Raw genomic sequence first — 9,696 nt, 5'->3', positions numbered from 1 at the left:
TCGGCCGACGCGACCGCGGCGAACGCGCGCGCGTTCCAGGCCGGCTTGCGCACGGCGCGCGGCGGAGCTGCATGATGGGCCGCCTCGCGGACAAGGTCGCGATGGTGACGGGCGCGGGCCGAGGGATCGGCGCTGCGATCGCCCGCGCGTTCGTTCGCGAGGGCGCGGCGGTTGCGCTCGTCGATCTCGACTTCCCGCAGGCGCAGCGCACGGCCGCCGCGATTGCGCAGGAGATCGCCGGTGCGCGCGTGCTGCCGCTGCAGGCGGATGTCGCACGGCAGGAGGCGGTGCGCGAGGCACTGGCGCGGACCGAGGCGGCCTTCGGCCCGCTCGACGTGCTCGTGAACAACGCGGGCATCAACGTGTTCGCCGATCCGCTGACGATGACCGACGACGACTGGCGCCGCTGCTTCGCGGTCGACCTCGACGGCGTGTGGCACGGCTGCCGCGCGGCGCTGGAGGGGATGGTCGAACGCGGCCGCGGCAGCATCGTGAACATCGCGTCGACGCACGCGTTCAGGATCATCCCGGGCTGCTTTCCGTACCCGGTCGCGAAGCATGGCGTGCTGGGCCTCACGCGTGCGCTCGGCATCGAATACGCGGCCCGCAACGTGCGCGTGAACGCGATCGCGCCGGGCTATATCGAGACGCAGCTCACGCGCGACTGGTGGGATGCGCAACCTGACCCTGCTGCCGCACGCGCGGAGACGCTCGCGCTGCAGCCGATGAAGCGGATCGGCCGGCCCGAGGAGGTCGCGATGACGGCCGTGTTCCTGGCGTCCGACGAGGCGCCGTTCATCAATGCCGCGTGCATCACCGTCGATGGCGGACGCGCGGCGCTGTATCACGACTGACGCAACGATTCGAAAGACCGCACGTGCGACGGCCGCGCGCACGCTGCGTCGAAACCAACAAGCGGCTGCATCCTGTTCGATGAAGACAAGGAGACACTGGAGATGAAACGCAGAACGTTCGTAACGCTGGCCGCCGCGGCCGCGGTGGTGATCGGGAGCCCCGTCGTGCACGCGGCCGATCCGGTCAAGATCGGCTTCCTCGTGAAGCAGCCGGAAGAGCCGTGGTTCCAGGACGAGTGGAAGTTTGCCGAGATGGCCGCGAAGCAGAAGGGCTTCACGCTGGTGAAGATCGGCGCGCCGTCCGGTGAAAAGGTGATGAGCGCGATCGACAACCTGTCCGCGCAGAAGGCGCAGGGCTTCATCATCTGCACGCCCGACGTGAAGCTCGGGCCGGGCATCGTCGCGAAGGCGAAGTCGCACAACCTGAAGATGATGACGGTGGACGACCGCCTCGTCGACGGTGCGGGCAAGCCGATCGAGTCGGTCCCGCACATGGGGATCTCCGCGTACAACATCGGCAAGCAGGTCGGCGACGGCATCGCGGCCGAGATCAAGAAGCGCGGCTGGGACATGAAGGACGTCGGCGCGATCGACATCACCTACGAGCAGCTGCCGACCGCGCACGACCGCACGAGCGGCGCGACCGACGCGCTGGTGGCCGCCGGCTTCCCGAAGGCGAACGTGATCGCGGCGCCGCAGGCGAAGACCGACACGGAAAACGCATTCAACGCGGCGAACATCGCGCTCACGAAGAATCCGCAGTTCAAGCACTGGGTGGCGTACGGCCTGAACGACGAGGCCGTGCTCGGCGCGGTGCGCGCGGCCGAAGGGCGCGGCTTCAAGGCGGACAACATGATCGGCATCGGCATCGGCGGTTCCGATTCGGCGCTGAACGAGTTCAAGAAACCGCAGCCGACGGGCTTCTACGGCACCGTGATCATCAGCCCGAAGCGCCACGGCGAGGAAACCTCGGACCTGATGTACACGTGGATCACGCAGGGCAAGGCACCGCCGGCGCTGACGCTGACGACCGGCATGCTCGCGACGCGCGACAACGTGTCGAAGGTGCGCGACGAGATGGGGCTCGCGTCGAAGTAAGCGGCCCGCCGGCTGCCGCGGCGATGCGGCGGCCGGCGGTCGATCGATCCGGAAGTGGGGAGACGACGTGTCAGCGGCACTGCGTTTTGACAATATCGGCAAGGTCTTTCCTGGCGTGCGCGCACTCGACGGCATCTCGTTCGACGTGCACGCGGGCGAGGTGCATGGCCTGATGGGCGAGAACGGCGCGGGCAAGTCGACGCTGCTGAAGATTCTCGGCGGCGAATACCAGCCCGACGCGGGCAGCGTGCTGGTCGATGGCCAGCCCGTGCAGTTCGCGAGTGCGGCCGCGTCGATCGCGGCCGGCATCGCGGTGATTCACCAGGAGTTGCAGTACGTGCCCGACCTGACGGTCTCGGAAAACCTGCTGCTCGGCCGCCTGCCGAATGCATTCGGCTGGGTGCGCAAGCGCGAGGCGAAGCGTTACGTGCGCGAGCGGCTCGCGGCGATGGGCGTCGATCTCGATCCCGATGCGAAGCTCGGGCGGCTGTCGATCGCGCAGCGGCAGATGGTCGAGATCTGCAAGGCGCTGATGCGCAATGCGCGCGTGATCGCGCTCGACGAACCGACCAGCTCGCTGTCGCATCGCGAGACGGAAGTGCTGTTCAAGCTCGTCGACGACCTGCGCGCGCAGGGCCGCGCGCTGATCTACATCTCGCACCGGATGGACGAGATCTACCGGCTCTGCAATGCGTGCACGATCTTCCGCGACGGGCGCAAGATCGCGTCGCACGAATCGCTCGCCGACGTGCCGCGCGAACGGCTCGTCGCCGAGATGGTCGGGCGCGAGATTTCGGACATCTACCATTACGCGCCGCGTGCGCTCGGCGACGTGCGTTTCGCCGCCGAAGGCATCGACGGCCCGGCATTGCGCGAACCGGCGAGCTTCTCGGTGCGCGCGGGCGAGATCGTCGGCTTCTTCGGGCTCGTCGGCGCGGGCCGCAGCGAACTGATGCGGCTCGTGTACGGCGCGGATCACCGGCGCGCGGGCGTGCTGACGCTCGACGGCGCGCGCATCGACGTGAAGCGCACCGGCGACGCGATCCGCCACGGCATCGTGCTGTGCCCCGAGGACCGCAAGGAAGAGGGGATCATCGCGATCGCGTCGGTCGCGGAGAACATCAACATCAGTTGCCGCCGCCATTCGCTGCGCGCGGGGCTCTTCATCAACCGCAAGGCCGAAAGCGAAACGGCCGACCGTTTCATCCAGCGGCTCAAGATCAAGACGCCGAGCCGGCGGCAGAAGATCCGCTTCCTGTCGGGCGGCAACCAGCAGAAGGCGATCCTGTCGCGCTGGCTTGCGGAGCCCGACCTGAAGGTCGTGATCCTCGACGAGCCGACGCGCGGGATCGACGTCGGCGCGAAGCACGAGATCTACGACGTGATCTACCGGCTCGCGGAACGCGGCTGCGCGATCGTGATGGTGTCGTCGGAGCTGCCGGAAGTGCTCGGCGTGTCCGACCGCATCGTCGTGATGCGCGAAGGCCGGATCGCGGGCGAACTGCCGCGCGAACAGGCGAACGAGCACGCGGTGCTGAGCCTGGCGCTGCCGCAGACGAGCGCCGTCGAGGCGGCCTGACACGGAACACGACAATCGAATCGGACACGCGCGGCGCGGGCCGCGCGATGCAGGAGCAGGAGACACAATCATGCAAGTCAACGAAAACCTTGGCAGCGCCGCCGTGAAGCCGTCGGCCGACGCGCTGGTGCCGCAGCAGAGCGATCGCCAGAAGTGGTGGCAGCATCTGACCGAATACAGCCTGATCGCGATCTTCGCGGTGATGTTCATCACGATGTCGCTCACCGTCGATCACTTCTTCTCGATCGACAACATGCTCGGCCTCGCGCTGTCGATCTCGCAGATCGGGATGGTCGCGTGCACGATGATGTTCTGTCTCGCGTCGCGCGACTTCGACCTGTCGATCGGCTCGACCGTCGCGTTCTCCGGCGTGCTGTGCGCGATGGTGCTGAACGCGACCGACAACACGTTCGTCGCGATCGTCGCTGCGGTCGCGGCCGGCGCCGCGATCGGCTTCGTGAACGGCGCGGTGATCGCGTACCTGCGCATCAACGCGCTGATCACTACGCTCGCGACGATGGAGATCGTGCGCGGGCTCGGCTTCATCGTGTCGAAGGGGCAGGCGGTCGGCGTGTCGTCGGATACCTTCATCGCGCTCGGCGGGCTGTCGCTGTTCGGCGTGTCGCTGCCGATCTGGGTCACGCTGCTGTGCTTCATCGCGTTCGGCGTGCTGCTGAACCAGACGGTATACGGCCGCAACACGCTGGCGATCGGCGGCAATCCGGAAGCGTCGCGGCTCGCGGGGATCAACGTCGAACGCACGCGCGTGTACATCTTCCTGATCCAGGGCGCGGTGACGGCACTCGCGGGCGTGATCCTCGCGTCGCGCATCACGTCGGGCCAGCCGAACGCCGCGCAGGGCTTCGAGCTGAACGTGATCTCGGCGTGCGTGCTCGGCGGCGTGTCGCTGATGGGCGGTCGCGCGACGATCTCGGGCGTCGTGATCGGCGTGCTGATCATGGGCACCGTCGAGAACGTGATGAACCTGCTGAACATCGACGCGTTCTACCAGTACCTCGTGCGCGGCGCGATCCTGCTCGCGGCCGTGCTGCTCGACCAGTTGAAGAACCGCGGCGTCCGCGACTGACCCGATCCGCTCTTACGGAGACGAACCGCATGACCATCGACACTTCCGCGCACGACCCGCACGCCGCGAGCCACGCGCGCTATGCACGGTATCCGAGCCTCCAGGATCGCGCGGTGCTGATCACGGGCGGCGCGACCGGCATCGGCGCGGCGTTCGTCGAACACTTCGCCGAGCAGGGCGCGCGCGTCGCGTTCGTCGACCTCGACACGGCGGCCGGTACCGCGCTGGCGGACAGCCTCGCGCACGTCCGTCATGCGCCGCTGTTCCTCCAGTGCGACCTGACCGACATCGATGCGCTGCGCCATGCGATCGACGCGATCCGCGCGCGCATCGGCGCGATCGCGGTGCTCGTGAACAACGCGGCGAACGACACGCGCCACGCGATCGGCGACGTGACGCCCGAATCGTTCGACGCGGGCATCGCGGTGAACCTGCGCCACCAGTTCTTCGCCGCGCAGGCGGTGATCGACGACATGAAGCAGCAGGGCGGCGGCGCGATCATCAATCTCGGCTCGATCAGCTGGATGCTGAAGAACGGCGGCTATCCCGTGTACACGATGGCGAAGGCCGCCGTGCAGGGGCTGACGCGCGGTCTCGCGCGCGACCTCGGCCCGTTCGGTATCCGCGTGAATTCGCTGGTGCCCGGCTGGGTGATGACCGACAAGCAGCGGCGGCTGTGGCTCGACGACGCGGGCCGCGCGGCGATCAAGGCCGGCCAGTGTCTCGATGCCGAGCTGCTGCCCGCCGATCTCGCGCGGATGGCGCTGTTCCTCGCGGCCGACGACAGCCGGATGATCACTGCACAGGACGTGATCGTCGACGGCGGCTGGGCCTGACCGTTCGCACGACCCGCATCGTTTCTTCGACGAAGGAAAGGAGTTCACCATGACCGCCACGTCCTCGCACGCATCGTCGTCCACCAGCCAGTCGCGCCGCGCGCGCCTGGCCGCCGCCGCGCAGCCGGTCAGCCCCGGCCCGCAGACAGCAGCCTTTGCGCAGGGTGTCGGCGCCGCGCAAGCGGCGGCCGTCACGCTGTCGAACGCATCGCTGCGGCTCGACGTGCTGCCGCATCTCGGCGGCGGCATCGCGCGCTTCGACTGGCGTGGCGACAACGGTGCGCTGATGCCGGTGTTCCGCCGCTGCGAGCACCCGGAGGCGGCGACGGACCCGAACGAGCTCGCGTGCTATCCGCTGTTGCCGTACTCGAACCGGATCGGCGACGGGCGGTTCGAATGCGACGGGCGCCGCGTCGCGGTGCCGCGCAATCGCCGCGACGAGCCGCTGCCGATCCACGGCGACGGCTGGCTCGCGCCGTGGCAGGTGGACGATGCGACCGGCACGTCGCTGCAACTGTCGCTCGATCGCACCGCCGGCGCGCCGTATGCATTCCGCGCGATCCAGTCGTTCGAGCTCGACGACGCGACGCTGTCGATCGCGCTGACGATCGAGAACGCGGGGCGCGCGCGGCTGCCGTTCGGGCTCGGCGTGCATCCGTTCCTCGTGCGTGACGCCGCGACCGAGCTGGCCGCGGCTGCCGGTGGGCTGTGGCTGTCGGGCGCCGATTTCCTGCCGGTGCGGCACGTGAGCGTGCCGCCGGCCTGGCAGTTCGGCGTCGCGTATCCGCTGCCGGCCGCGCTCGTCAATCATGCGTTCACCGGCTGGGGCGGCCACGCGACGGTGAGCTGGCCGCGCCGCGGGCTGTCGCTGACGGTGGCGGCCGACGCCGACGCATACGTGCTCTATACGCCGCCCGGCGAGGATTTCTTCTGCTTCGAGCCGGTCGATCATCCGATCAATGCGGTGAACCTGCCGGGCGGCGCGACCGCGCACGGGATGACGCTGCTTGCGCCCGGCGAGCGGCTCACGCGGCGTTTCGCGTTCACCGTCGAGCGTGCCGATGCGCGCAGCAATGCCGCGACACGCGAGGCGCGCCGGCGACGCGGGTAAAATACGCGGTCTACCAACGGTTTGCCGCGAGTACCCGCCATGTCTTCCCCGCTTACTTTCATCGAATCGCTGCGCGCCGCGTGGCAGCGCACCAACTCGTTGCTGTGCGTCGGCCTCGATCCCGAGCCGTCGCGTTTCCCCGTGCAGTTCGACGGCCAGCCCGACGCGATCTTCGAATTCTGCCGGCAGATCGTCGACGCGACCGCGCAATACGCGAGCGCGTTCAAGCCGCAGATCGCCTACTTCGCCGCGCATCGCGCGGAAGACCAGCTCGAACGGCTGATCGCCCACATCCACCTCCAGCATCCGGGCCTGCCCGTGATCCTCGACGCGAAGCGCGGCGACATCGGCAGCACGGCCGAGCAGTACGCGCGCGAAGCGTTCGAGCGCTATCGCGCGGACGCCGTCACGGTGAACCCGTACATGGGCTACGACTCGGTCGAGCCGTACTTCGAGCACGAAGGCAAGGGCGTGATCGTGCTGTGCCGCACGTCGAACCCGGGCGGTTCCGACCTGCAGTTCCTCGACACGAACGGCCGGCCGCTGTACCAGGTCGTCGCCGACCTCGCGGCGAACAAGTGGAACGCGAAGAACGGCCAGCTCGGCCTGGTGGTCGGCGCGACGTTCCCGAAGGAAATCGAGATCGTGCGCGGGATCGTCGGCGACATGCCGCTGCTGATTCCGGGCATCGGTGCGCAGGGCGGCGACGTGCAGGCAACCGTCAACGCGGGCCGCACGGCCGACGGCACCGGGATGATGATCAACTCGTCGCGCGCGATCCTGTACGCGAGCAAGGGCGAGGATTTCGCCGAAGCCGCGGCGCTCGCCGCGCAGAAGACCCGCGACACGATCAACGCGCATCGTTGATCGGTTGCACCGTCTGCCCGCCCGGGCAGACGGTTCCGGCGGGCCCCCACGCGCGAGCCCGTCGCTTCCCCCCGGTTTTCCCGTTCCTCCTCCCGCCGGGCCCGCACTGGCGCACGCGGACAACTTCCCGTCGCTTCCGCACCGCATGCCCGCAATTTAGTCGCGCGATGCTCCCGCTTGTCATCGATCCGTAACGAAAATGTCAAGAAAGGGAGTGACGCCATGCCCAAGCTGTCCCGCCGTCTTCTGAGCGCCTTTGCCGCATCGCTGTGCATGACGTTCGCCCATGCGGCGGATCTCTCGCACTGGCCGGCCGACAGCGCGAAGGCGCTGAACGCGATGATCGCGGCGCACGCGCACCGCGGCGACTACGCGGTGTTCGACGCCGACAACACGACCTACCGCTACGACCTCGAGGAGTCGCTGCTGCCGTACCTCGAGAATCGCGGCGTGCTGACACGCGACACGCTCGACCCGTCGCTGAAGCTGATCCCGTTCAAGGATTCCGCCGACTACAAGGAATCGCTGACGAGCTATTACTACCGGCTGTGCGAGATCGACGACCTGGTCTGCTACCCGTGGATCGCGCAGGCGTTCGCCGGCCAGTCGCTGGCCGACCTGAAGCGTCACGTCGACGCGATGCTCGCCGACGGCAAGCCGATCCCGATCCGCTACTGGCAGGGCGACAAGGTGGTCGACGGCACGGTGAGCCCGCCGCATTTCTTCCGCGGGATGCAGGAGCTTTACAACGCGCTGCGCGAGAACGGGATCGAGGTCTACGTGATGACGGCCGCGCACGAGGAGCTCGCGCGGCTCGTGCTGTCCGACCCGAAGTACGGCTACAACGTGAAGCCGCAGAACGTGATCGGCGTGACGACGCTGCTGCGCAACCCGGCGACGGGCGCGCTGACCACCTCGCGGCTGCAGATCAAGGCCGGCAAGTACGACGAGGCCGCGAACCGCAGCCTGGTGATCACGCCGTTCCTGATGAACCCGATGACGTGGTACGAAGGCAAGCTCGGTTCCATCGTCGGCTGGATCGACCAGTGGAAGAAACCGGTGCTCGTCGCGGGCGACACGCCGACGTCCGACGGCTACATGCTGCTGAACGCGACCGACGTCGCGCGCGGCGGCGTGCGCGTGTGGGTGAACAAGAAGGACAAGCAGATGGCGCAGATCCGCGCATGGTCGGATGAATCGGCCGCGCAGCAGAAGGCGCTCGGCCTGCCGGTGACGGCGGACAAGAACTGGATCGTCGTGAAGCCCGACGCGATCCAGTAAGCGGGCAAGCGGGGGAGCCGGCGAGCGCCCCCGGTCCGATCAGCTCTCGCGCTCGTCGAGCAGCTTCAGCAGCCCGCGCAGCGCGTGCGCGGCCGCCTGCGTGCGGATCTGGTCGCGGTCGCCCTTGAACACGAGCGTCTCCACGTCGGTATGCAGCCGGTTGCTCCAGCCGAACGACACGGTGCCGACCGGCTTCTTCTCGCTGCCGCCTGCGGGGCCTGCGATGCCGGTGACGGACAGCGCGACCTGCGCGCGGCTGTTGCGCAGCGCGCCTTCGGCCATCGCACGCGCGACGGGCTCGCTGACGGCGCCGTGCTTGTCGATCAGGTCGGGCGGCACGCCGATCATCTCGATCTTGGCCTGGTTCGAGTACGTGACGAAGCCGCGCTCGAACCACTGGCTGCTGCCGGAAATGTCGGTGATCGCGGCGGCGATCATGCCGCCGGTGCAGGATTCGGCGGTGGCGAGCGCCAGGTGCTCGTCACGCAACTTGTTGCCTGCGCGAATCGCAAGCTGATGGACGACGGAATCGGTTGGCATGCGCGTCGGGAAACGGGAGTCGGGAAATCGGTCAGCCGACGACGGAGCGCCACAGGGCGATCACGAGCAGCGTCATGAACGCGGCGACCAGGTCGTCGACCATGATGCCGAGCCCGCCTTTCAGGCGGCGGTCGAAATAGCGGATCGGCGGCGGCTTGAGCATGTCGAAGAAGCGGAACGCGACGAACGTCCACAGCTGGCCGACGAAGGTCGCGGGCGTGACGAACAGCATCACGAGCCAGATCGCGACGATCTCGTCCCAGACGACGGCGCCCGGATCGGCCGAGCCCATCTTCCTCGCGGTGAAACCGGTGAGCCACGTGCCCGCCACGAAGCCGACCGCGATCAGCGCCCACCATTCGGGCACCGTCAGGTAGCGGTTGAGCACGACGAACGAGAGCCAGCCGAACAGCGAGCCGAACGTGCCGGGCATGATCGGAGCT

The 9,696-nt window shown here is 68.2% G+C and carries 10 protein-coding genes; 8 read left to right on the top strand and 2 right to left on the bottom strand.

Annotated elements, in window-relative coordinates:
- Window positions 1-74 precede the first annotated feature (74 nt).
- The 8 genes from G3O00_RS35625 (at window position 75) to G3O00_RS35590 (ending at window position 8,713) form a co-directional block, all read left to right on the top strand.
- On the top strand, window positions 75-854 hold the full coding sequence (locus G3O00_RS35625) for an SDR family oxidoreductase (protein ID WP_206145790.1): 780 nt from the start codon (window positions 75-77) through the stop codon (window positions 852-854).
- A gap of 102 nt (window positions 855-956) precedes the next feature.
- Window positions 957-1,952: an arabinose ABC transporter substrate-binding protein gene (locus G3O00_RS35620; protein ID WP_011350894.1), complete on the top strand. Its 996-nt coding sequence runs from the start codon at window positions 957-959 to the stop codon at window positions 1,950-1,952.
- Window positions 1,953-2,019: 67 nt separating this feature from the next.
- Window positions 2,020-3,531: an L-arabinose ABC transporter ATP-binding protein AraG gene (araG, locus tag G3O00_RS35615; RefSeq protein ID WP_206145789.1), complete on the top strand. Its 1,512-nt coding sequence runs from the start codon at window positions 2,020-2,022 to the stop codon at window positions 3,529-3,531.
- A 70-nt stretch (window positions 3,532-3,601) separates the two neighbouring features.
- The gene (gene araH, locus G3O00_RS35610; protein WP_043191339.1) at window positions 3,602-4,618 is read left to right on the top strand and encodes an L-arabinose ABC transporter permease AraH; all 1,017 of its coding nucleotides are present in this window, start codon (window positions 3,602-3,604) and stop codon (window positions 4,616-4,618) included.
- 29 nt (window positions 4,619-4,647) lie between these two features.
- Window positions 4,648-5,454, top strand: coding sequence for an SDR family oxidoreductase (locus G3O00_RS35605; RefSeq protein ID WP_206145788.1), 807 nt, complete (start codon window positions 4,648-4,650; stop codon window positions 5,452-5,454).
- 49 nt (window positions 5,455-5,503) lie between these two features.
- Window positions 5,504-6,565, top strand: a complete 1,062-nt coding sequence (locus G3O00_RS35600; protein ID WP_206145787.1) for an aldose 1-epimerase — start codon at window positions 5,504-5,506, stop codon at window positions 6,563-6,565.
- A gap of 39 nt (window positions 6,566-6,604) precedes the next feature.
- Window positions 6,605-7,432, top strand: coding sequence for an orotidine-5'-phosphate decarboxylase (pyrF, locus tag G3O00_RS35595; protein WP_011350899.1), 828 nt, complete (start codon window positions 6,605-6,607; stop codon window positions 7,430-7,432).
- Window positions 7,433-7,654: 222 nt separating this feature from the next.
- A complete protein-coding gene (locus tag G3O00_RS35590) occupies window positions 7,655-8,713 on the top strand; it encodes a haloacid dehalogenase-like hydrolase (RefSeq protein WP_206145786.1) in 1,059 nt (352 codons plus the stop codon).
- 39 nt (window positions 8,714-8,752) lie between these two features.
- On the opposite strand, the gene G3O00_RS35585 is transcribed toward G3O00_RS35590, so the two are convergent.
- Both G3O00_RS35585 and G3O00_RS35580 read right to left on the bottom strand, forming a co-directional pair.
- Window positions 8,753-9,253 (bottom strand): CinA family protein, encoded by a 501-nt coding sequence (locus tag G3O00_RS35585; RefSeq protein WP_174934185.1) that lies wholly within the window; start codon window positions 9,251-9,253, stop codon window positions 8,753-8,755.
- A 31-nt stretch (window positions 9,254-9,284) separates the two neighbouring features.
- The coding region (locus tag G3O00_RS35580; RefSeq protein WP_206145785.1) for a phosphatidylglycerophosphatase A at window positions 9,285-9,696 on the bottom strand (412 nt) is incomplete at its 5' end.

The sequence above is a fragment of the Burkholderia sp. Ac-20384 genome (assembly GCF_017104605.1).
Taxonomy (GTDB): domain Bacteria; phylum Pseudomonadota; class Gammaproteobacteria; order Burkholderiales; family Burkholderiaceae; genus Burkholderia; species Burkholderia lata.
Note: the sequence above shows the minus strand (reverse complement) of the source record. Positions and strands in the feature narration are given on the sequence as shown.

Bases quoted from the DNA above. Each gene is read 5' to 3' on its own strand.
- G3O00_RS35625 (WP_206145790.1), top strand. From the start codon at position 75: ATGGGCCGCCTCGCGGACAAGGTCGCGATGGTGACGGGCGCGGGCCGA.
- G3O00_RS35620 (WP_011350894.1), top strand. From the start codon at position 957: ATGAAACGCAGAACGTTCGTAACGCTGGCCGCCGCGGCCGCGGTGGTG.
- araH (WP_043191339.1), top strand. From the start codon at position 3,602: ATGCAAGTCAACGAAAACCTTGGCAGCGCCGCCGTGAAGCCGTCGGCC.
- G3O00_RS35605 (WP_206145788.1), top strand. From the start codon at position 4,648: ATGACCATCGACACTTCCGCGCACGACCCGCACGCCGCGAGCCACGCG.
- G3O00_RS35600 (WP_206145787.1), top strand. From the start codon at position 5,504: ATGACCGCCACGTCCTCGCACGCATCGTCGTCCACCAGCCAGTCGCGC.
- pyrF (WP_011350899.1), top strand. From the start codon at position 6,605: ATGTCTTCCCCGCTTACTTTCATCGAATCGCTGCGCGCCGCGTGGCAG.
- G3O00_RS35590 (WP_206145786.1), top strand. From the start codon at position 7,655: ATGCCCAAGCTGTCCCGCCGTCTTCTGAGCGCCTTTGCCGCATCGCTG.
- G3O00_RS35585 (WP_174934185.1), bottom strand. From the start codon at position 9,253: ATGCCAACCGATTCCGTCGTCCATCAGCTTGCGATTCGCGCAGGCAAC.